This window comes from Bradyrhizobium sp. USDA 3311, from assembly GCF_054062495.1.
In genome coordinates, this window is record NZ_JBSSFI010000001.1 from 1,195,075 (window position 1) to 1,216,367 (window position 21,293).

Here is a 21,293-nt window from a genome sequence, read left to right on the forward strand (position 1 = left end):
CACATTGGCCGACATGACCGAAATTGCCGCTTCCGACTTTCGCCCCGCGCAGCGGCATATCCGCCTGGACACCATCCTGCGGCTGCGCTGGCTCGCGGTGCTCGGCCAGCTCGCCGCGATCTTCATCGTGGCGCAGGGGCTGGAGTTCAACGTCGAGATCGTCCCCTGCGTCAGCATCATCGCCCTGTCGGCCTCGCTCAATCTGGCGCTCCAGACCGTGTCCAATCCGCTGCAGCGGCTGGAGCCGATGCAGGCGGCCGGACTGCTTGCGCTGAACATCGTGGAGCTGGCCGGCCTGTTGTTCTTCACCGGCGGGCTCCAGAACCCGTTCTCGTTCCTGTTCCTCGCACCGGTGCTGATCTCGGCAACCGCGCTGCCGGCCCGCTTCACCTTCGGGCTTGGCGTGCTGGCGGTCGCCTGCGCCTCGGTCCTGTTCTTCTTCCACCTGCCGCTGCCCTGGGATTCCGACGATCCGCTGGTGCTGCCGCCGATCTATCTCGTCGGCGTCTGGCTCTCGATCGTGCTCGCGATCGGCGTCACCAGCCTTTACTCGTTCCAGGTCACCGAGGAGGCGCGCAAGCTTGCGGATGCGCTCGCCGCGACCGAACTGGTGCTGACGCGCGAGCAGCATCTGACCCAGCTCGACGGCCTCGCCGCCGCGGCCGCGCACGAGCTCGGCACGCCGCTCGCGACGATCTTCCTGATCTCGCGCGAGCTGGAAAAGACGGTGAAGGACCCGATCTTTGCCGCCGATTTGAAAACCCTGCGCGAGCAGACCCAGCGTTGCCGCGACATCCTCAGCAAGATCACCCAGCTCTCCTCCACCGGAGCGCCGTTCGACCGCATGAAGCTGTCGGAGCTGATCGAGGAGGTGGTGGCCCCGCACCGCGATTTCGGCGTCGACATCAAGGTGCGGATCGCGGTGGCCGCCTTCGCCGAGCCGGTCGGCTCGCGTAACCCGGCGATCCTCTACGGCGTCGGCAACATCGTCGAGAACGCAGTCGATTTCGCCCACACCACCGTCGAGGTGAACGCGTGGTGGAACAAGGACACGATCGAGCTCCTGATCTCCGACGACGGCCCCGGCATTCCGCCCGATATCCTTAACCGGATCGGCGAGCCCTATCTGTCGCGGCGGCGCACCCCGGATGACGCCGGCGGCGAACGGCGCGGCCTCGGGCTTGGCGTGTTCATCGCGCGCACCCTGCTCGAACGCACCGGCGCCAAGGTCTCGTTTACCAACCGGATCTTTCCGGAACACGGCGCGGTGGTCCAGATAACGTGGCCGCGACAGCGTTTTGAGGCTATCGAGACGCTTGAAGAAACAATAGGATAGGCCGCGACCTTGCGTCGCACAGACCGCCTGATCGACTATTGGCGGCCTTGGCGCCGCCCGTTTGCGACGCCATATGTGGATGTGCAGAGAGAGGACGAAACCTTGAACGCCATCGCCGAACTGAACGAACAGACCGACCGCTCGCTTCTCATCGTGGAGGACGACAAGCCGTTTCTGGAGCGCTTGTCGCGCGCGATGGAGACGCGCGGCTTTGCGGTGACATCGTGCGACACCGTCTCGGACGGTCTCGCGCAGATCGGCAAGGCGGCGCCGGCATTCGCCGTGGTTGATTTGCGCCTCGGGGACGGCAACGGCCTCGACGTGGTCTCGGCGCTGAAGAAGAAGCGCCCGGATGCACGCGCGATCGTGCTGACCGGCTATGGCAACATCGCCACCGCGGTGACCGCGGTGAAGATGGGCGCGATCGATTATCTCTCCAAGCCGGCCGATGCCGACGACGTCGTCGCCGCGCTGCTGTCGACCAGCGCAGAGAAATCCGAGCTGCCGACCAACCCGATGTCCGCCGACCGCGTCCGCTGGGAACACATCCAGCGCATCTACGAGATGTGCAACCGCAACGTCTCGGAAACGGCGCGGCGGCTCAACATGCACCGCCGGACGTTGCAGCGCATTTTGGCCAAGCGCGCGCCGCGGTAACGGTTTCGTAGGGTGGGTAGAGCGAAGCGAAACCCACCTTCCCTGCTTATCTGACCGCCTTGCTTACCTGACCGAAAGTGATGGGTTTCGCTTCGCTCTACCCATCCTACGGACTCATTCCCAGAAATCCGCGTGCCCCTGCGGATCGACCAGCCGGTTGATCCGCAAAGCCGCCGCCATCGCAAAACGCACCGTCATCTGCTTGCGCGTGGCGGCCGCGATCTTGTGCTCGGGCGCCTCGCAATGCAGATGCGCGCCATAGGCGTCGGCGATGATGAGGCCGGTGTCTTGCGGAAAGATCTCGCACGGCAGGTCCTGCGTGAAGGCGAAGAACAGCCGGTCGCAATGGGCGCGGTATTCGTGCCATTTCTGATCTGCGCGCAGATCGTCGACCGACGACTTGATCTCGACGATCCAGATCTCGCCGCGCTCGTTCAGCGCCACCAGATCGGCGCGCCGGCCCGACGGCAGCGGCAGTTCGCTGATGCAGGAAAATCCGAGCGAGCGCAGCAGCCGCGCCGTGCCGCGCGCGATCGCCAGCGCCGTCTCGGATTGGCGGCGGTCCGGCGGCGGCACGAGGGCGATGTTGCGGGCGCTGCTGTCCATGGGGTGAGGATAGCCGATTCCATTCCACCCGTCATTCCGGGGCGCGCCACCTGGCGCGAGCCCGGGACGACGGTGGCGCAGGAACCTCCCCCTGCCCTCGCACTTATCACGCAGCCGCCGCACCCCGGCGGGACCTGTGAGGCCGCTCGCGCATGATCGACGATCTCTGGTACAAGAACGGCGTGATCTACTGCCTGTCCGTCGGCACCTATATGGATGCCGACGGCGACGGCGTCGGCGACTTCAAGGGCCTGCTGCGGCGGCTCGACTATCTGCACGGCCTCGGCATCACCACGATCTGGCTGATGCCGTTCCAGACCTCGCCCGGCCGCGACGACGGCTACGACATCGCCGACTATTACAGCGTCGATGCCCGCTACGGCACGCTCGGCGACTTCGTCGAGTTCGCCCATGGCTGCAAGCAGCGCGGCATCCGCATCATCATCGACCTCGTCGTCAACCACACCTCGGACCAGCATCGCTGGTTCAAGGAAGCGCGGCGCGACAAGAACTCGCCCTATCGCGACTGGTACGTCTGGTCCGACACGAAGCCCGCCAATGCCAACAAGGGCATGGTGTTTCCCGGCGTGCAGAAATCGACCTGGACGCGCGACAAGGACGCCGGCGCCTGGTATTTTCATCGCTTCTACGATTTCCAGCCCGACCTCAACACCTCGAACCCGCACGTGCAGGCCGAGATTTTGAAGATCATGGGCTTCTGGATCCAGCTCGGCGTCTCCGGATTCCGCATGGACGCCGTGCCCTTCGTGATCGCGACCAAGGGCGCCAAGGTGAAGAAGCCGGTCGAGCAATACGACATGCTGCGCGCGTTCCGCGAATTCCTGCAATGGCGCCAGGGTGACGCCATCATCCTCGCCGAAGCCAATGTGCTGCCGGAAACCGACATGGAATATTTCGGCCGCGATGCCGACCGCATGCACATGATGTTCAACTTCCACGTCAACCAGCATCTGTTCTATGCGCTGGCGTCGGCCGACTCGCGACCGCTGTCAAAGGCGCTGAAGGCGACCAAGCCGCGGCCGGCCTCGGCGCAATGGGGCCTGTTCCTGCGCAATCACGACGAGCTCGATCTCGGGCGCTTGACCCCGGCGCAGCGCGACACCGTGTTCAAGAGCTTCGGCCCCGACAAGGACATGCAGCTCTACGACCGCGGCATTCGCCGCCGCCTCGCGCCGATGCTCGGCGGCGACCGCAGACGGCTCGAGCTTGCCTACAGCCTGATGTGCACACTGCCGGGAACGCCCGTGATCCGCTATGGCGACGAGATCGGGATGGGCGACGATCTCTCATTGCCGGAGCGCAATTGCGCGCGCACGCCTATGCAATGGTCGACCGAGCCGCATGGCGGCTTCACCAAGAACGACAAGCCGGCCTGTCCCGTCATCGACAAGGGCCCTTATGGCTTTCCGCACGTCAACGTCGCCAAGCAGCGGCGCGATGCCAATTCCATGCTGAACTGGACAGAACGCATCGTCCGCATGCGCAAGGAGGTGCCGGAGATCGGCTGGGGCGATTTCGCGATCATTGCGACGCGTGATCCGGCCGTCTTCATCATGCGCTATGACTGGCGCAACAATTCGGTGCTGTTCGTGCACAATCTCGATGAGAAGCCACGCGAGATCGCGTTCTCGACGGGGCTGCCTGATGATGCCGGCGCGCACCTGATCAATCTGCTCGCGGAAGACCACAGCCACGCCGACAAGCGCGGCCAGCACCGCGTCGTCCTGGAGCCGTATGGCTATCGCTGGTATCGGGTCGGCGGGTTGGATTATTTACTGAAGCGGAGTGATATCGACGGGGATACTGCGGGTAACAAGCATCCGGGGTAGGTGCATCCACACACTCCGCCGTCGTCCTGGCGAAAGCCAGGACCCATTACCCCAAGAGGTCGTTGGCGCGCGAGCTGATAACCACCAGCCTCCGCCACACTGCGTCCTGTGGTAATGGGTCCTGGATCTGCGCTTCGCTTGTCCAGGACGACGTTGGAGAATGACGCTGTCGCCTCGCCCTACTTTTTAGGGCGGCTGCACGATCACCCCTTCATTCCCGCGCAAATCCAACACGCCTTCCAGCCTCTCACCCTCACGATCCAGGAACGTCGACAGCAGGATCTCGCTGCCGAAGCGGATCGCGCTGGTGGTGACGGCGATCGGGTCGGGGCCGAGATTGAGGGCCACGATCACCGCCCTGCCCTCGGCCTCGCGGCGGTAGATCAGGAGATCGCCCTGCGCCGCGATCGGATGATAGTTGCCGGCCACCAGGGGCGGGCTGCTCTTTCGCAGCACGATGAGCCGCCTGTACAGGCTGAGGATCGAGCGCGTGTCGGCTTCGAGATTGACGACATTTTCGTGGATATGATCCTCAGGCAGCGGCAGCCACGGCCTCACGTTCGAGAAGCCGGCGAAGCTCGAGGAATCCCACTGCATCGGCGTGCGGCAACCGTCACGGCCGACGCCGATGCCGGGCACGTTTTTCTCGAAGGGATCGCGCACATCCTCGGGCGCGATCGCGAGCTGATGCATGCCGATCTCGTCGCCATAATAGAGCGTCGGCGTGCCGCGCAGCGTCAGCAGCAGCATGGCGGCGACGCGGGCCTGCTCGGGCCCGACGCGGCTGGCGACGCGCGGGCGGTCGTGATTGCCAAGCACCCAGTTCGGCCAGGCGCCTTTCGGCAGCGCCTTCTCGTAGTCGTCGATGATCGTCTCGATCGAGCGCGCGCTCCAGAACGTCGAGAGCAGCGCGAAGTTGAACGGCATCTGCGCGCCGGTGAGGTCGTTGCCGTAATAGGCCATCAGCCGGTGCAGCGGCAGATAGATCTCGCCGATCAGCACGCGGGCGCGATAGGCATCGGTGACGCGGCGCATCTCGGCGATGACGTCGTGCACCTCGGCCTGGTCGGTGGAATATTGCGTCAGGATCTTCTCGTTCGGCGGACGGCCCTCGACGTAGTGAGGATTGGGCGGATTGTCGCGGAATTCGGCGTCCTTGATCAGGTGCCAGATCACGTCGACGCGAAAGCCGTCGACGCCCTTGTCCAGCCAGAACCGCATCGCGTCGTAGATCGCCGCGCGGACGTCCGGGTTGCGCCAGTTGAGGTCCGGCTGCTGGGCGAGGAAGGCGTGATAGTAATATTGACCCGTCGTCTCGTCGAACTGCCACGCGCTGCCGCCGAACTCGGACAGCCAGTTGTTCGGCACGCCGCCATCGGGCGCCGGATCGCGCCAGACGTACCAGTCGCGCTTGGGATTGTCGCGCGAGGACCGGCTCTCGACAAACCAGGGATGCTGGTCCGAGGTGTGGTTGGGCACGAGGTCGAGGATCAGCTTGAGGCCATGCTCATGCGCGGCCGTGAGCAGCGCGTCGAAATCCGCCATCGTGCCGAACAGCGGATCGATGCCGGTATGGTCGGAAATGTCGTAGCCGAAATCGGCCATCGGCGAAGGGAAGATCGGCGACAGCCAGATCGCGTCGACGCCGAGCGACTTCACATAAGGCAGCCGCAGCAAGATGCCGGCGAGATCGCCGACGCCGTCACCGTCGCTGTCCTGAAACGAGCGCGGATAGACCTGGTAGAAGATGCCGTCGCGCCACCAATTCACCTCGCCCTGTGCCATGTCGGAGAACCCACCCGAAAATCCGCCTCGCGCGAGAGAACGCGGAAGCAACGCCCCGGTTCAAACCAGCAGGCCAATTGGGACGGCCGTGTGACGGCCGAGGCGGCTGTTCCGGGGCCGGGCCAAGAATCTCAAGAATCTTTTGCTTGGCGGCATGGCAAAAATCGGCATTGTGGCGCCATGACCGAGCAAAATGACACCCAAGGATCCTCGCAAGAGTCCTCGCCAGCCAAGGCCGGCGCGATCATCGTCCCCGTGACGCTGTTCGAGCAGAACTGCACCATCATCTGGGACGAACCCGGCAAGAAGGCCGTGGTGATCGACCCCGGCGGGGACGTGCCGAAGATTTTGGAGGCGATCAAGCAGACCGGCGTCACCGTGGAGAAGATCTGGCTGACGCACGGCCATATCGACCATGTCGGCGGCGCGGCGGAATTGCGCGATGCGCTGAAGGTGCCGATCGAGGGACCGCATCAAGCCGACAAGTTCCTGCTCGACAATGTGGTGGAGAGCGGCGCGCGCTTCGGCATGACCGGGGTGCGCAACTTCGCACCGGACCGCTGGTTGGAGGAGGGCGACACCGTGTCGATCGGCGGCTTGCAGTTCGACATTCTGCACTGCCCCGGCCATTCGCCCGGCAGCGTGGCGTTCTTCAACAAGGAATTACGTTTTGCCCATGTCGGCGACGTCCTGTTCGCAGGCTCCGTCGGCCGCACCGACCTGCCCGGCGGCAGTCACGCCACGCTGATCAGCTCGATCAAGACCAAGCTGTTGCCGCTCGGCGACGATGTCGGCTTCATTTGCGGCCATGGCGCCGGCTCGAGCATCGGCCAGGAGCGGATGACCAATCCGTTCATCACCGGCGAGATGTAAGCTCTATTCAGCGATGCACCGGCGTCGCCACAAACAGAGCTGTCGTCCCGGACAAGCGTAAGCGCAGATCCGGGACGACGCGCGAGGGCTGAGCTACTTCATCAACCCCGCGGCGGTGAGCGCGCGCGTGATGATCTGGCCGAGGTCGAAGCCGCGGGCGTCCTCGCGCTTCGGCTCGGCCGGCGGTTCGGCGACCGCGTCGCGGATCGAGCGGGCCAGATGCGGCGCTGGCGTCAGCGCCGGCTTCGGCACTCCAGGCTTTGCCTCCACCTTCTTCTTCGCCGCGTCCGGAATCCAGCCGGTCAGGCCGAAGAACTTTGCAATGTGGTAGGACGAGGAGATGCCGGCCTCGATCAGGAACGCGCCTTCGACGCCATAGCGCTGGTCGTTGTCGGCTAGCCCGAGCGGCGTGCCGTGCGCCATGTCGGTGATGGCGTAGGACTCGACCAGCGTCTCACCGTCCTTGTTCCACCAGGCCTGGCGCGGATAGCCGTCGACATTGGTCTCGGCCATCGGCACGTCAGGCAGGTCGTGCAGGTCGAGCCACTGCTTGACGATCTCGTTGGCATTGCCGGGATTGACGGTGCGGTCGGCACTGCCGTGCCACACCGACATCTTCGGCCAGGGGCCGCGATAATCGGAAGCGTTGCGCACGAGATCGCCGAGCTCGCGCGCGGGACGCGCCGGCGAATGGAACATGCCGTCCAGCGCCTCGCGCAAATTCGAGGCGATGCCATAGGGCAGGCCTGCGATCACCGCGCCGGCCGCGAAGACTTCCGGATAGGTCGCGAGCATCACGGACGTCATGCCGCCGCCGGCGGAGAGGCCGGTGATGAAGACGCGCCTGGGATCGATGCGGTGCGTCTTGACCATATGCGCGATCATCTCGCGGATCGAGCGCGCCTCGCCGCTGTCGCGCGCAGTGTCTTCCGGATTGAACCAGTTGAAGCAGGTGTTGCCGTTGTTGGCGCGCTGCTGCTCGGGCATCAGCAGCGCGAAGCCGTAGTGCCGTGCGAGCGTCGACCAGCCCGCGCCGAGATCGTAAGCCGCTGCGGTCTGTCCGCAGCCATGCAGCACGACGACGAGCGCGCGCGGCATCTGCAACTGCGCCGGCGCGAACGCGAACATGCGAAGATTGCCGGGATTGTCACCGAAGTCCGCAACCTCTTGCAATGGACCGGGCGCATCCGCGCTGCGGCCGAAGTCGGCAAAGCGCAGACCATCCACCTTCGGCAGGCGTCTCAAGAGATCGATATTTCTGGCAAGCGACACGGCAACTCCTGGCAGGCGACGTTCAACGTCCACCCAAACCAGATAGTTGCTGCACTGCAAAATGAAAAGTGTGTGTGCTGTCAATTACCAGAAATTCACGGAGAAACCGCACGCATTAACCGCAATGCCTCAACTTCGTGCAGATGCGCGGCGCATCCACGCCAGAAATGCGGCGCAGATCATTATTAATGTCACAAACAGCGCGAGCGAGACGAGAAATCCTGCGCGCGGTGATTGCAGAGCTTCGAGCGCGAAGAACAATGCGCCGATTGCGGCCACTCCGGCCGCATTTCCGATCTGCGCAATGGTGCCGTACATGCCGGACGCCGAGCCTGCGGCGACGGGCTTCACGGTGGAAAGCGCCGCGCCGGACAGCGGCGCCATCACCAGGCCCTGACCGTAGCCGAAGATGATCATGGTGAGCGCAAGCCCGATCGGCGTCGGCGCATCGAGATCGACTACAACAAGCGCGAGCGCGGCGAGGCCCGCGATCTGAAGGGCGCAGCCCTCGATCAACACCTTGGTGCCGCGATGGCGCGCCCGCACACCGCTGTGACGCGAGGCCACGATGAAGGCGAACGCGAGCGGAATGAAGGCCATGCCGGCTTCGAGCGGCGGGATCTTCAGGCCGCGCTGCATGAACAGCGTCATGACGAGATAGAACGAGAGATTGGCGACGAAGAAAAAGAAGGCTGCGCCGAGGCCGCGCAGGAACGCCACATCCGCCAGCAGCGTCAGATCGATCAGCGGCATGCCGCCGGCGCGTCCGACCGCGTGCTCGAGCCTCACGAATAGCGCGAGGATCACACCGCCGATCGCCATCACCGCCCACAGAAACGGCGCCCAGCCGACGTCGTGGCCGAACAGCAGCGGACCGATCAGGCACAACAACCCTGCGAACAGCACAACACTGCCCTTGATGTCGAGCTTCGTACCGGCCCGGCGAGGCACCGACGGCATGATGCGCCAGGCAGCACCGGCGATGACGAGGCCGCTGGGAACGTTGACGAAGAACACCGAGCGCCAGCCGGTGCCGGCGAGATCGAGCGTGACGAGAAGCCCGCCGAGCAGGAAGCCCGCGGCGCCCGCAAGCCCGAGCACAATGCCGTAGACGGCAAAGGCGCGGTTGCGCTGGCCGTCGGTGAACAACAGATGCAGCGTCGCCAGCACCTGCGGCACCATCAGCGCGGCGGTGGCGCCCTGCGCCAGCCGCGCGATGATCAGCTCCGCGCCTGATTGCGCCAGCCCGCACCACAGCGAGGTCAGGGTGAAGCCGAGCACGCCGGCCAGGAATACGTTCTTGGTCCCGTGGATGTCGCCGAGCCTGCCGCCGGTGACGACCAGCGTGGCATAGGCGATCAGATAGATCGCGATGACGGATTCGATCTGCGCCGGCGTTGCGTGCAGATCGACGGCGATGGTCGGAATGGCGACGTTCACGATGAAGGCGTCGACGCCGAACATGAACTGGGCGGCGACGACGATGCCGAGCACCCACCAGCGGCGCGACGAATCGATCTGCTTTGTGACGGTTTGATGCATCGGCGCGCGGCCCTTCCGGAATTTATTTGCGCGCGATGCTCGCAGATCGGCGTCATCGGCGCGATTACCTCCGAGGTAGGCCTTGCCGCCTTCTTGCCGCCTTGGCCCGATTGCTGCATGTCGGTTCCCGCTGGTCTCGCGGGGTTCGGAAGTCTTCCGATGTACGACTACGACATGGCGGTGATCGGCTCGGGCCCGTCGGGGCGCCGAGCCGCGGTGCAATGCGCCAAGCTCGGTAAGGCCGTGCTGGTGGTGGAGAAGGGCCGGCGGGTCGGCGGCGTCTCCGTCCACACCGGCACCATTCCCTCCAAAACCCTGCGCGAGACCGTGCTCAATCTGTCAGGCTGACGCGAGCGTGGCTTCTACGGCCGCTCCTACCGGGTGAAGCAGGACATCGCGGCAAGCGATTTGATGACGCGGCTGCAGAAAACCCTCGATCACGAGGTCGAGGTTCTCGAGCATCAACCTCGAGGCCGCCGGCATCGCCGTCGATCATCGCGGGCGCATCACGGTCGATCCCGTGACATTGCAGACCAGCGTGCCGCACATCTACGCGGCCGGTGACGTGATCGACTTTCCGAGCCTCGCCTCGACCTCGATGGAGCAGGGCCGCGTCGCCGCCTGTCACGCGCTCGGCATGGAGCCCCTGGCGCCGCCGGAGTTCTTTCCCTACGGCATCTATTCGGTGCCGGAGATCTCGACCGCCGGCCTCACCGAAGAAGAGGTGCGCACGCGCGGCATTCCTTACGAGGTCGGCATCGCCCGCTTCCGCGAGACCTCGCGCGGCCACATCATGGGGCTGAACAGCGGCATGATGAAGATGATCTTCTCGACCAAGACGCGCCGCCTGCTCGGCGTGCACATCCTCGGCGAAGGCGCTACCGAGCTGATCCATATCGGCCAGGCCGTGCTCAACCTCAAAGGCGGCATCGACTATTTCATCCAGAACACGTTCAACTACCCGACGCTGGCGGAGGCGTACAAGATCGCCGGCCTGGATGCGTGGAACAGGATGACGCGGTGATCTTCCTTCGCCTCTCCCCGCTTGCGGGGAGAGGCCGGAATTCAAACGCAGTTTGAATTCCGGGTGAGGGGAGTCTCCGCGAGTCGACTGTCCATTGGAACGACGCCCCCTCGACGCGTCATTGCTTCGCTGCGCTCGCAATGACGGCGTGGGGCATCTCGAAACCCCACTGCCTCCGTCCCCGCGGAGACTTCCCCTCACCCCGACCCTCTCCCTGCAAGCGGGGAGAGGGAGAAGATGAGCGCATGCCTGCATTCCGCCGCGCGGGACATCGCGCGATTGCGTTCGCGCCATCGGGCACGTAGCCTCACCGTCTCAACAAACAAAAAATCCAGCCGGAGAGAACGCCATGGCGCGCCTGAAGTTCGGAGCCTTCCTTGCCCCGCATCACCCGATCGGGGAGCATCCGATGCTCCAGTTCCGGCGCGACCTCGACCTGGTCGAGCAGCTCGACGCGCTCGGTTATGACGAGTTCTGGTGCGGCGAGCACCATTCCTCCGGCTGGGAGATGATCGCCTCGCCCGAGATGTTTTTGGCCGCAGCCGGCGAGCGCACCAAGCGGATCAGGCTCGGTACCGGCGTGGTGTCGCTGCCCTATCACCATCCCTTCAACGTCGCCCAGCGCATGGTGCAGCTCGATCACATGACCGGCGGCCGCGCCATCTTCGGCTCCGGTCCCGGTGCGCTCGCCTCCGACGCGCACACGCTCGGCATCGACCCAATGACGCAGCGCGACCGCCAGGACGAGGCGATCGGCGTGATCCGCCGCCTGTTCAACGGCGAGCGCGTCACCGCCAAGAGCGACTGGTTCACCATGAACGATGCCGCGCTCCAGCTCCTGCCCTTGCAGGAGGAAATGCCGTTCGTGGTGGCCTCGCAGATCTCGCCCTCCGGCATGACGCTCGCCGGCAAATACGGCATCGGCATCATCTCGCTGGGCTCGATGACGACACAGGGCCTGATGTCGCTCCAGCAGCAATGGCAGTTCGCCGAGGATGCCGCCAGGAAGCACGGCACGACGGTGAATCGCGCCGACTGGCGCGTGCTCCTGACCTGGCACGTCGCCGAGACCCGCGAGCAGGCCCGCCGCGAGGCCGGCGCCGGCCTGATGCGCTGGCACAACGAATATAATGTCGGCACCTTGCAGCGGCCGGGCCTCACCGCGTTCACCTCGCCCGACGAAGCCGTGGACAAGACCGCCTTCGTCGAAGGCGCCGCCTCCGTCATCGGCACGCCCGACGACCTCGTGAAAATGATCAAGAACGTGATGCAGGTCTCCGGCGGCGTCGGCGCCGTGATCGGCTTCGTGCACGACTGGGCCAACCCGGAGAACACGCGCCGGAGCTGGGACCTGGTCGCGCGCTATGTCGTGCCGGAGATCAACGGCTATATCGATGGCCTCCGCAAGTCGCAAAAATTCGTGATCGAGAACCGCGCGATCTTCGAACGCGCCGGCCAGGCCGTGATGGCCAAGATCATGGAGAACGAGAAGGCTGCCGAAGCGCTGAAGGTCACCGGACCCGGCCGCGTCGCCATTCCCGCCGTCAACGCCCCGGATCTGCAGAAGGAAGCGGCGAAGCGGTAGGGCTCGTTGGCGTTACACGTGTAACCACGATCTCAAGCAAGCGATATCGGCCTGTGCTATGCTGCCCCGGTCAGCTGGCGCAGGCCGCAATAAAGTCGCGGTCGCGCGATGTCCGTTCGGTCAGCCAACCGGAGCACTCGTCATGTCGATGCAGAATGTGGCCGCCCCTGCGCTTCAGTTCACCGCCCCGGGGCGTAACGAGCTGACGCACATCCCGGGCGACGAGGGCTGGCCGGTCATCGGCAAGACCTTCCAGGTGCTGGCCGACCCCAAGGGGCATATCGAGGCGAACGGCGCCAAATACGGCCCGGTCTACCGCACCCATGTCTTCGGCGAGACCAATGTCGTGCTGCTCGGACCCGAAGCGAACGAGCTCGTGATGTTCGACCAGCAAAAACTGTTCTCGTCGACGCACGGCTGGAACAAGGTGCTCGGCCTGCTGTTTCCGCGCGGATTGATGCTGCTCGATTTCGACGAGCACCGGCTGCACCGCAAGGCGCTGTCGGTCGCGTTCAAGTCCGGACCGATGAAATCCTATCTCAGCGATCTCGACCGCGGCATTTCCGCGCGCGTCGCGCAGTGGAAGGCCAAGCCCGGCGAGATGCAGCTCTATCCGGCGATGAAGCAGCTCACGCTCGATCTCGCCGCCGCGTCCTTTCTCGGCGCCGATATCGGGCCGGAGGTCGACGAGATCAACCGCGCCTTCGTCGACATGGTCGCGGCCGCCGTCGCACCGATCCGCCGTCCCCTGCCCGGCACGCAGATGGCACGCGGTGTCGCGGGCCGCAAGCGCATCGTCGCCTATTTCCGCCAGCAGATTCCGCTCCGCCGCGGCAATCACGGCGGCGATGATCTGTTCTCGCAGCTCTGCCGCGCCACCCATGAGGACGGTGCGCTGCTGTCGGAGCAGGACATCATCGACCACATGAGCTTTTTGATGATGGCGGCGCACGACACGCTGACCTCGTCGCTCACCTCCTTCATCGGCGAGCTCGCCGCAAACCCGGACTGGCAGGACAGGCTGCGCGCCGAGGTTCTGGCACTCGGGCTCGCTCCTGATGCACCCAGCAGCTTCGACGATCTCGAGAAGATGCCGCTGTCCGAAATGGCATTCAAGGAAGCGCTGCGGATCAAGCCGCCGGTGCCGTCGATGCCGCGCCGCGCGATGCGCGACTTCACCTTCAAGGGTTTCAGGATTCCCGCCGGCACAGCCGTCGGCGTCAATCCGCTCTATACGCATCACATGAAGGACATCTGGCCGGAGCCGGACCGCTTCGATCCGCTGCGCTTCACCGAGGAGGCCCAGCGCAACCGCCACCGCTTCGCCTGGGTGCCGTTCGGCGGCGGCGCGCATATGTGCCTCGGCCTGCACTTCGCCTACATGCAGGCCAAATGCTTTGCCCGGCACTTCCTGCAGAACATCGAGGTGTCGCTGGAGCCGGGCTACAAGCCGGACTGGCAGATGTGGCCGATCCCGAAGCCGCGGGATGGGTTGCGGGTGCGAGTGAAGGCGGTGTGATGACAAACACCGTCATTCCGGGGCGCACGAAGTGCGAACCCGGAATCTCGAGATTCCGGGTTCGCACTTCGTGCGCCCCGGAATGACAGCAAATAGCTGGGCCGCCTTACGCCCCCTGATCGAACGCCTTGCGCAGCGCCACGTAGCCCTGCTGCTGCTGGCTCCAGTTGCGGCCGCCGGTGATGGCGCCGTCGATGACGAGGTCGTGGCCGTTGATGAAGCTGGATTCGTCGCTCGCCAGGAACACCGCGGCATGGGCGATGTCGTCGGGAATGCCGGCGCGCGGGATCGGCTGGGCGGTCTTGTAGACTTCGCGCATCACCGCCGGCGTCTTCTCCGCGGCGTCGGTCGCCAGCCCAAGCGCCTTGCCGAAAATGCCGGTCGCGATCGCGCCGGGCGAGATCGAGTTGACGCGGACGTTGGATTCGCCGAGCTCCATCGCCACGCATTTGGTGAGATGGATCACCGCCGCCTTGGCCGCGCCGTAAACCACCGACGAGGAGAAGCCGGCGAGCCGGCCAGCGATGCTGCCATTGTTGATGATGCTGCCGGACCCCTGCTTCTTCATGTAGGGCGCGGCGTGCTTCATGCCGAGCATGACGCTGCGCACCAGCGTCGCCATCGCCTCGTCGAAGCGCTCGACCTCGAGGCCCTCAATGCCGCCGGTCTGCGCCGGCCCGCCGGCATTGTTGAACAGGCAATCGATCCGGCCGAATTTGTCTACCGCGAGCGCGATCAGCGCCTGCATCTGCGCTTCGACCGTCACATCGGTCTGGCGGAAGATGCAATTGGACCCGAGCTGCTTCGCCAGCGCCTCGCCTTCCGGTATGCGCCGCCCCGCGATCACAATTTTGGCACCTTCGGCAACGAAGACTTCAGCGGTCCGTAATCCGATCCCGCTCGTCGCACCCGTAATCACCGCGACCTTTCCGTCCAGCCTGCCCATGGAATGTCCCTGTTTTCGAACCTCTTGACGCCAAATGGCGGATACCGATCGACGACGGCGCCGCGACAGTCGGCACCGCGACGGTCACTATTCCTGCCGGCTCCCGACAAGGCAAGCTTTGCTTGCGCTGGCGAGATGCGTAACATTCGCAACGAACGCACCTCGCAACCGGGCGGCGCATGGAGAAGCTGATCGACGAATTCCGCAAGGGCTGGCAGGGCGCGGCACCTCCGTCGCTCGGCTTGAGCATTGCCTTTGCGGTGGCCTGCCTGCTCGTTGCGACGCTGGCACGCTGGGGCCTTGCGCAAGTGCGGCCCGACGTCTACTTCACCCCGTACTTTCCGGCCGTGTTCTTTGCCGCCGCGTTCGGAGGCTTCCGGATCGGCATCGTGACGGCGATCGTCGGCGGCGTGCTCGGCGTCGTCGTGAATTTCAGCGATGCGCTTGCCGATCGCGCGCGTTTTGCCCTGCTGGCGCTCTACTGGGCCGTGAGCGCGCTGACCATCTGGGGCGTCGAGCACTATCGCACCATGCTGGCGGAGCAGCGCCGGATCTCCAAGCGCCTGATCGAGGAAGAAGACTATCGCAAGCTGCTGGTCGACGAGCTCCAGCACCGGCTGAAGAACAAGCTCTCGACAGTGCACGCCGTGATTCACCAGGTGCTGCATGACCAGCCGCAGGTCTGGGCCCGGGTCGATCCGCGGCTGCGATCGCTGGCCGCAACCGACGATCTGATCTCGCGAATCGACAAGGCCGGCTGCGACATCCGCGATCTCCTGATCTCGGAGCTCGGCCCCTACGGCCACGTCCGCTTCACCCTCAACGGCGACCGGCTGTTCCTGCCGGCGAAGCTCGCGGTCACGCTGTCATTGATGTTTCACGAGCTCGCCACCAATGCAGGCAAATACGGCGCATTCTCTGCGCCGCGCGGTCTGCTGCAGGTGTCGTGGACCGTCAGCGACGATCGCCTGACCATCACCTGGGACGAGACCGAGGGGCCGACCGTGGACAAGGTGTCCGAGCCTGGCTTCGGCACCAAGCTGCTGAAATCGGCGCTTTCCGCCTTCGATGGCAGGACCGAGATCTCGTATCTGAAGACCGGGCTGCATTGCATCATGCAATGCCGCATCCCCCAAGGCGAAAGCCGCTAAAGCGGAAGCAGGCCCGCGCGCTCCGCTCGCGGTTTCGCTGGGCGCATTGACCCTCTGTTAATGACGATCGGCGCGCGTGCCGCATCGCCGCAAGACACCACCGTATTTCTCCGGACCCCTTAACCGAACTTAAGAGGGAACCACGCAAGATCGCGCCCATTGCAAAGGCGCGCTGAAACAACAAGATTCATGACTTCTATGAACGACAACAGATATTCCGGCGCGAGCGAAGCCGAACTCGGATTCCTCAAGGAAATCGTTAGAATGCTGCCGGCCGGCCTGACCGTTCAGGACGCCCATGGCGAGCTTCTGCTGGTTAACGATGCCGCAGCGGCGCAGCTCGGCATGGACGGCAGCCGTCCCTCGCCCGATCTGACGCCGCGCCGGGAAGCCTGCCGCCGGGCGCTGAGCGCCGGCCAGGCGGTCGTCACCGAGGAAGCCCTGCACGACGGCGCGGCGCGCCAGGTGCTGCTCACGACCCATCGCCCCGTTCGCCTCGCCGGACGAGAGCTCCTGATCTCCGCCTCCTCCGACATCACCGAGCAGAAGAATTTCGAGGACCAGCTGTTCCGCTCGGCCTATTTCGACGAGCTGACCGGCCTGCCCTCGCGGCGCGTGATCGAGCACCGCGCCAACAACCTGCTCGCGCGCGATGGCGGCGGCGAGCGCTTCGCGCTCGCCTTTCTCGACGTCGACAATTTCAAGCACATCAACGACTATTACGGCCACGCCGTCGGCGATGCGCTGCTCATCGAGCTGGCGAAGCGGCTCGGGCGCGACCTGCGCGATTCCGACATGCTGTCGCGCATCTCGGGCGACGAATTCCTGCTGCTGCTCTCCCCGATCCAGGGCCAGGAGGAAGTCGCCGAATTCATGCAAGCGACGCTGGAGCGGCTGACCGCGCCGTTCTTCATCGACCATTCGGAGGTCTTCGCCTCGACCTCGGTCGGCATCAGCATCTATCCCGATCACGGAAGCAGCTTCGAGATGCTGCGTCAGAACGCCGACATCGCGATGTACCGCATCAAGAACGACGGCAAGGGATCGGCCGCCTTCTTCGACGCCAGCATGGAGCGCGAGGCGCTGGCGCGCACCAAGATCGAGCAGTCGCTGCGGCTCGCCATCCTGGAGAAGCGCTTCTGCTGCGCGTTCCAGTCCAAGGTCGACATCCGCACGCAGGCCGTGAAGGGCATCGAGGCCCTGGTGCGACTGCGCGACGACGAAGGCGTGATCCAGGCGCCGGGCTCGTTCATCAACCTTGCCGGCGAGCTCGGACTGATCGACGAGCTGACCCATCTCGTGCTCGCCGAGATCGTCAAGTCGATCGACCTGATCAACGACACGTTCGGCGCGGACGCCTCCATCAGCATCAACGTCGCCGCCAGGCAGGCCGGCAATCCCGAGTTCATGCGCAGCTTCGCGCAGGCGCTGGACAACACCGGCTTTCCCCAACGCTTCATGATCGAGCTGACGGAAGAGGCCTTCGTCGCCAAAAGCCATTTCCAGTCGGAAATCCTGCCGATGTTCCGCAAGCTCGGCGTCGGCATCTCGATCGACGATTTCGGCACCGGTTATTCCTCGCTCTCGGCGCTCGCCGACATCACGGCCGACGAGATCAAGATCGACCGCTCCTTCATCACCGACATCCATAAGCGGCCGCGCAGCCAGGGCATCCTGCGCGCGATCGAATCCTTGAGCGAAGCGCTCGGCATGACCGTGATCGCCGAGGGCCTCGAATCCTACGAGGAGCTCGCCTACCTGCAGGCCGCGACCAAGATCCGCTACGCGCAGGGCTATTATTTCTCGCGGCCGATCTTCCTGGAGGAGCTGAAGCTCGCAACACCCGTCGCCAGCGAGTCCCGCGCCAGCGTGGCCAGCCGCCCGATGCAGCAGAACCGACACGGCTATTCGCGGGCGGGCGGGTATCGGCGGTAGGGCGACAGCGGCGCAACAAACACCGCCGTCGTCCTGGCGAAAGCCAGGACCCATTACCCCAGGCAGGTGCCGTGGCGCGGGATGGTGACCACGAGTCTTCGCCAAACAGCTTCCTGGGGTAATGGGTCCTGGATCGGCGCTCGCTTTGCTCGCTTGTCCAGGACGACGACCGAGAATGGGTCGCGAAGCCAGCGCCAATTCTCCCCTTTGAAATTGCTGCCCTTTTGGTAATAAACAGGCGGGCTTCCCGCGAGGCACGCCATGTCCGGTCCCTCTTCCGTCGTCAGCGATCCCGCCTATATCCGCGCACGCGCCATGGAGACGCTGTTCGAGCGGCTGGAGCATCTGTGCGAGGGCGCCATCGCGATCGATCGCAGCGGACGCGTGGTGTATGTCAACGAAAAATACGTCACTGCGATGGGCCTCTCGCACGAATCCGAGGCGCTCGGCCGCCCGATCGAGGAGGTCATCCCCAACAGCCTGATGCGCAGGGTCGTGGAAACGGGTGAACCGATCATCCTCGACATCATGGAGCTCGGCGGCGAGCAACTCGTCGTAACCCGCATGCCGATCGAGGACGAGAAGGGGAATATCATCGGCGCGATCGGCTTCGTGCTTTACGACCGCCTCGAGGGCTTGAAGCCGCTGCTCGGTCGCGTCGCCCAGCTCGAAAACGATCTGCGGCTGGCGCGGCGGCAATTGTCGCATGCGCGCGCCGCCCGGTTCACTTTCGACGACTATGTCGGTGCAACCGCCGGCATCGCACAGGCCAAGGAGCTTGCAGCGCGCGCCGCGCGCCAGAGCGTCACCGTTCTGCTCACCGGAGAGACCGGCACCGGCAAGGAGATGCTGGCGCAGGCCATCCACAACGCCTCCGCCCGCGCCGAAAAGCCGTTCGTCAGCGTCAACGTCGCGGCGATCCCGGATACGCTGATCGAATCGGAGTTCTTCGGCGCCGCGCCGGGCGCCTATACCGGCGCGGACCGCAAGGGTCGCGACGGAAAATTCCGGATCGCCGACGGGGGCACGCTGTTTCTCGACGAGATCGGCGAGATGCCGCTGCAATTGCAGGCCAAGCTGCTGCGCGTGCTGCAGGAGCGCGAGATCGAGCCACTCGGCTCCGACAAGGTCACCAGGGTCGACGTGCGCGTGATTGCGGCCACCAATGTCGACCTGCACAAGCGGGTCAGCGAGGGGACATTCCGGGCGGATCTCTACTACCGGCTGAACGTGCTCTCGATCGAGCTGCCGCCCCTGCGCCACTGCCTGGACGACCTGCCCGAGATCTGCGGACGGCTGCTCGAAGACATCAGCGCATCCGGCGACTACCTCAATGCCAGGATCACGCCGAGCGGTCTGGCTGCGCTTGCGCGTTATGGCTGGCCCGGCAACGTCCGCGAACTGCGCAACATCCTGGAACGCGCGCTGATCCTGAGCGATTCGGGACGCCTCACCAGCGACGACTTCGATCGCATTCTCCCCGTTGGCGCGGAGACGGTGCCCACGGCACCATCGCGGCCGGCCGGCCTCGTCCTGCCCTATGCGGAAGCCGAGGCCGAGTTCGAGAAGCACACGCTGGAACAGGCGCTCGCCGCCAGCAACGGCCAGATCTCGGAGGCCGCCAAGATGCTCCAGATCTCGCGCGCGACCTTCTACAAGAAGCTCGCCAAGTTCGGCCTCGCCTCGGGAGCCGCATCCGTCTGAGTTGCGAGACATCGCGTGTCCGGAGTCTCGGACTCCTGACACGGCGTGCTGCCGCTCTATCCCGGATCAGGCACTGAAACTGCTGGGTTTTCAGCCATTTTGCGCAAACCTGCGGCATCTGGCGCGGAGCTTGCTCTTCGCTCTGCACAATGACGCGTGCTGCACATGCGCATTCGCAACCAGGGAGGACGCAAGATGAGTGAAGCGATCTCAGTCCATCAGCTTGAGGCGAGACAGCCCTCGCACGTGACCGTCGCCACCGCGAGCCTGATCGGCACGGCCATCGAGTGGTACGACTTCTTCCTTTACGGCACCGCCGCGGCGCTGATCTTCAACAAGCTGTTCTTCCCGACCTTCGACCCCATGATGGGAACGCTGCTGGCGTTCGCGACCTACGCGCTCGGCTTCATCGCGCGTCCGCTCGGCGGCGTCGTGTTCGGTCACTACGGCGACAAGATCGGCCGCAAGACCATGCTCTATCTGACCCTGCTGATCATGGGCGCGGCGACCGCAGCGATCGGCTTCCTGCCGACCTACGAGACCGCCGGCATCTGGGCCGCGGTCCTGCTGGTGACCTGCCGGCTGATCCAGGGCTTTGGCCTCGGCGGCGAATGGGGCGGCGCGGTGCTGATGGCGGTCGAGCATGCGCCCGCGGACAAGAAGGGATTCTACGGCAGCTGGCCGCAACTCGGGGCGCCGCTCGGTCTCGTGCTCGGCACGCTGGTGTTCTCGGTGGTGTCCGCGATGCTGACCGACGCACAGCTTCTTTCCTGGGGCTGGCGCATCCCGTTCCTGTTCTCGATCGCGCTGGTACTCGTGGGCCTGTGGATTCGCTTCACCATCGCGGAATCGCCGGAGTTCCAGAAGGTCAAGGACACCAAGCAAGAGGTCAAGATGCCGATCCTCGAGGCGATCCGCATGTATCCCAAGAACATCCTGCTCGCGATGGGCGCGCGCTTCGCCGAAAACGGCTTCTTCTACATCTACGCGACCTTCGTGCTCGCCTATGCGACGCAATCGCTCGGCATGAACAAGCAGGACATGCTCAACGGCGTGCTGATCGGCGCGGCGATCGAGACCTTCACCATTCCCGCCTTCGGCGCGCTCTCCGACCGGCTCGGGCGGCGGCCGATCTACATCTTCGGCGCGGTGTTCTCGGCGCTGATGTCGTTCCCGCTGTTCATGCTGCTTTCGACCAAGAACCCGCAATATGCCTGGATCGCGATCGTGCTCGGCCTCGCCGTCGGTCACGCCGCGATGTACGGCCCGCAGGCGAGCTTCCTGTCGGAGCTGTTCGGCACCAAGGTGCGCTATAGCGGCGTCTCGCTCGGCTACAACCTCGCCTCGATCTTCGCCGGCGCATTGTCGCCGCTGATCGCGACGGGATTGATGACGGCGTACGCGCCGGCGACCTGGCCGATCTCGCTCTACATGATCGCGCTGGCGATCATCACCGTCGTGTCGGTCTATTTCGCCACCGAAACACGCAAGATAGTGCAGTCCTGAAC

The 21,293-nt window shown here is 64.8% G+C and carries 15 protein-coding genes and 1 pseudogene; 11 read left to right on the forward strand and 5 right to left on the reverse strand.

Going from position 1 to position 21,293, the window contains the following annotated elements:
- Positions 1–13 precede the first annotated feature (13 nt).
- Positions 14–1,336 (forward strand): ActS/PrrB/RegB family redox-sensitive histidine kinase, encoded by a 1,323-nt coding sequence (locus ACVWW6_RS05715; protein ID WP_011083727.1) that lies wholly within the window; start codon positions 14–16, stop codon positions 1,334–1,336.
- Positions 1,337–1,438: 102 nt separating this feature from the next.
- Positions 1,439–1,993, forward strand: a complete 555-nt coding sequence (locus ACVWW6_RS05720) for an ActR/PrrA/RegA family redox response regulator transcription factor (RefSeq protein ID WP_008141807.1) — start codon at positions 1,439–1,441, stop codon at positions 1,991–1,993.
- Positions 1,994–2,107: 114 nt separating this feature from the next.
- Here ACVWW6_RS05720 and ACVWW6_RS05725 read toward each other — a convergent pair whose 3' ends face one another.
- Positions 2,108–2,599: an MmcB family DNA repair protein gene (locus ACVWW6_RS05725; protein WP_456680322.1), complete on the reverse strand. Its 492-nt coding sequence runs from the start codon at positions 2,597–2,599 to the stop codon at positions 2,108–2,110.
- A 152-nt stretch (positions 2,600–2,751) separates the two neighbouring features.
- On the opposite strand from ACVWW6_RS05725, the gene ACVWW6_RS05730 reads away from it, so the two are divergent.
- Positions 2,752–4,449, forward strand: a complete 1,698-nt coding sequence (locus ACVWW6_RS05730) for an alpha-amylase family protein (RefSeq protein ID WP_456680323.1) — start codon at positions 2,752–2,754, stop codon at positions 4,447–4,449.
- A gap of 186 nt (positions 4,450–4,635) precedes the next feature.
- Here ACVWW6_RS05730 and ACVWW6_RS05735 read toward each other — a convergent pair whose 3' ends face one another.
- Positions 4,636–6,234 carry an alpha-amylase family glycosyl hydrolase gene (locus tag ACVWW6_RS05735; protein WP_456680324.1) on the reverse strand — a complete coding sequence of 533 codons (1,599 nt, stop codon included), beginning with the start codon at positions 6,232–6,234 and terminating at the stop codon, positions 4,636–4,638.
- Positions 6,235–6,414: 180 nt separating this feature from the next.
- Between ACVWW6_RS05735 and ACVWW6_RS05740 the strand changes: the two genes are divergently transcribed.
- Positions 6,415–7,107: an MBL fold metallo-hydrolase gene (locus tag ACVWW6_RS05740; protein WP_456680325.1), complete on the forward strand. Its 693-nt coding sequence runs from the start codon at positions 6,415–6,417 to the stop codon at positions 7,105–7,107.
- 93 nt (positions 7,108–7,200) lie between these two features.
- Here ACVWW6_RS05740 and ACVWW6_RS05745 read toward each other — a convergent pair whose 3' ends face one another.
- Together ACVWW6_RS05745 and ACVWW6_RS05750 are read right to left on the reverse strand one after the other, a co-directional pair.
- Positions 7,201–8,379 carry an extracellular catalytic domain type 1 short-chain-length polyhydroxyalkanoate depolymerase gene (locus tag ACVWW6_RS05745; RefSeq protein ID WP_456680326.1) on the reverse strand — a complete coding sequence of 393 codons (1,179 nt, stop codon included), beginning with the start codon at positions 8,377–8,379 and terminating at the stop codon, positions 7,201–7,203.
- 129 nt (positions 8,380–8,508) lie between these two features.
- Positions 8,509–9,921 (reverse strand): MFS transporter, encoded by a 1,413-nt coding sequence (locus tag ACVWW6_RS05750; RefSeq protein ID WP_456680327.1) that lies wholly within the window; start codon positions 9,919–9,921, stop codon positions 8,509–8,511.
- Between the two features lie 159 nt (positions 9,922–10,080).
- On the opposite strand from ACVWW6_RS05750, the pseudogene ACVWW6_RS05755 reads away from it, so the two are divergent.
- The 3 genes and pseudogenes from ACVWW6_RS05755 (at position 10,081) to ACVWW6_RS05765 (ending at position 14,049) form a co-directional block, all read left to right on the forward strand.
- Positions 10,081–10,945, forward strand: a pseudogene (locus ACVWW6_RS05755) (FAD-dependent oxidoreductase).
- A 349-nt stretch (positions 10,946–11,294) separates the two neighbouring features.
- The gene (locus tag ACVWW6_RS05760; protein ID WP_456680328.1) at positions 11,295–12,530 is read left to right on the forward strand and encodes an LLM class flavin-dependent oxidoreductase; all 1,236 of its coding nucleotides are present in this window, start codon (positions 11,295–11,297) and stop codon (positions 12,528–12,530) included.
- Between the two features lie 142 nt (positions 12,531–12,672).
- Complete coding sequence (locus ACVWW6_RS05765; RefSeq protein WP_456680329.1) at positions 12,673–14,049, forward strand: cytochrome P450; 1,377 nt, start codon at positions 12,673–12,675, stop codon at positions 14,047–14,049.
- A gap of 106 nt (positions 14,050–14,155) precedes the next feature.
- Here the strand turns inward: ACVWW6_RS05765 and ACVWW6_RS05770 are convergent, their stop codons facing one another.
- Positions 14,156–14,995 carry an SDR family NAD(P)-dependent oxidoreductase gene (locus ACVWW6_RS05770; RefSeq protein ID WP_456680330.1) on the reverse strand — a complete coding sequence of 280 codons (840 nt, stop codon included), beginning with the start codon at positions 14,993–14,995 and terminating at the stop codon, positions 14,156–14,158.
- 179 nt (positions 14,996–15,174) lie between these two features.
- On the opposite strand from ACVWW6_RS05770, the gene ACVWW6_RS05775 reads away from it, so the two are divergent.
- The 4 genes from ACVWW6_RS05775 (at position 15,175) to ACVWW6_RS05790 (ending at position 21,291) form a co-directional block, all read left to right on the forward strand.
- Positions 15,175–16,146 (forward strand): sensor histidine kinase, encoded by a 972-nt coding sequence (locus ACVWW6_RS05775; protein ID WP_011083714.1) that lies wholly within the window; start codon positions 15,175–15,177, stop codon positions 16,144–16,146.
- Between the two features lie 198 nt (positions 16,147–16,344).
- Positions 16,345–18,081, forward strand: a complete 1,737-nt coding sequence (locus ACVWW6_RS05780; RefSeq protein WP_456680331.1) for a putative bifunctional diguanylate cyclase/phosphodiesterase — start codon at positions 16,345–16,347, stop codon at positions 18,079–18,081.
- A 261-nt stretch (positions 18,082–18,342) separates the two neighbouring features.
- Positions 18,343–19,785 (forward strand): sigma-54 interaction domain-containing protein, encoded by a 1,443-nt coding sequence (locus ACVWW6_RS05785; RefSeq protein ID WP_011083712.1) that lies wholly within the window; start codon positions 18,343–18,345, stop codon positions 19,783–19,785.
- Between the two features lie 195 nt (positions 19,786–19,980).
- Complete coding sequence (locus ACVWW6_RS05790; RefSeq protein WP_039186767.1) at positions 19,981–21,291, forward strand: MFS transporter; 1,311 nt, start codon at positions 19,981–19,983, stop codon at positions 21,289–21,291.
- The last annotated feature ends 2 nt before the right edge of the window (positions 21,292–21,293 follow it).

What these genes read in the sequence shown, in the direction of transcription:
- ACVWW6_RS05715 (WP_011083727.1), top strand. Translation starts at nt 14, where the DNA reads ATGACCGAAATTGCCGCTTCCGACTTTCGCCCCGCGCAGCGGCATATC.
- ACVWW6_RS05725 (WP_456680322.1), bottom strand. Translation starts at nt 2,599, where the DNA reads ATGGACAGCAGCGCCCGCAACATCGCCCTCGTGCCGCCGCCGGACCGC.
- ACVWW6_RS05730 (WP_456680323.1), top strand. Translation starts at nt 2,752, where the DNA reads ATGATCGACGATCTCTGGTACAAGAACGGCGTGATCTACTGCCTGTCC.
- ACVWW6_RS05735 (WP_456680324.1), bottom strand. Translation starts at nt 6,234, where the DNA reads ATGGCACAGGGCGAGGTGAATTGGTGGCGCGACGGCATCTTCTACCAG.
- ACVWW6_RS05740 (WP_456680325.1), top strand. Translation starts at nt 6,415, where the DNA reads ATGACCGAGCAAAATGACACCCAAGGATCCTCGCAAGAGTCCTCGCCA.
- ACVWW6_RS05750 (WP_456680327.1), bottom strand. Translation starts at nt 9,921, where the DNA reads ATGCATCAAACCGTCACAAAGCAGATCGATTCGTCGCGCCGCTGGTGG.
- ACVWW6_RS05760 (WP_456680328.1), top strand. Translation starts at nt 11,295, where the DNA reads ATGGCGCGCCTGAAGTTCGGAGCCTTCCTTGCCCCGCATCACCCGATC.
- ACVWW6_RS05765 (WP_456680329.1), top strand. Translation starts at nt 12,673, where the DNA reads ATGTCGATGCAGAATGTGGCCGCCCCTGCGCTTCAGTTCACCGCCCCG.
- ACVWW6_RS05770 (WP_456680330.1), bottom strand. Translation starts at nt 14,995, where the DNA reads ATGGGCAGGCTGGACGGAAAGGTCGCGGTGATTACGGGTGCGACGAGC.
- ACVWW6_RS05775 (WP_011083714.1), top strand. Translation starts at nt 15,175, where the DNA reads ATGGAGAAGCTGATCGACGAATTCCGCAAGGGCTGGCAGGGCGCGGCA.
- ACVWW6_RS05780 (WP_456680331.1), top strand. Translation starts at nt 16,345, where the DNA reads ATGAACGACAACAGATATTCCGGCGCGAGCGAAGCCGAACTCGGATTC.
- ACVWW6_RS05785 (WP_011083712.1), top strand. Translation starts at nt 18,343, where the DNA reads ATGTCCGGTCCCTCTTCCGTCGTCAGCGATCCCGCCTATATCCGCGCA.
- ACVWW6_RS05790 (WP_039186767.1), top strand. Translation starts at nt 19,981, where the DNA reads ATGAGTGAAGCGATCTCAGTCCATCAGCTTGAGGCGAGACAGCCCTCG.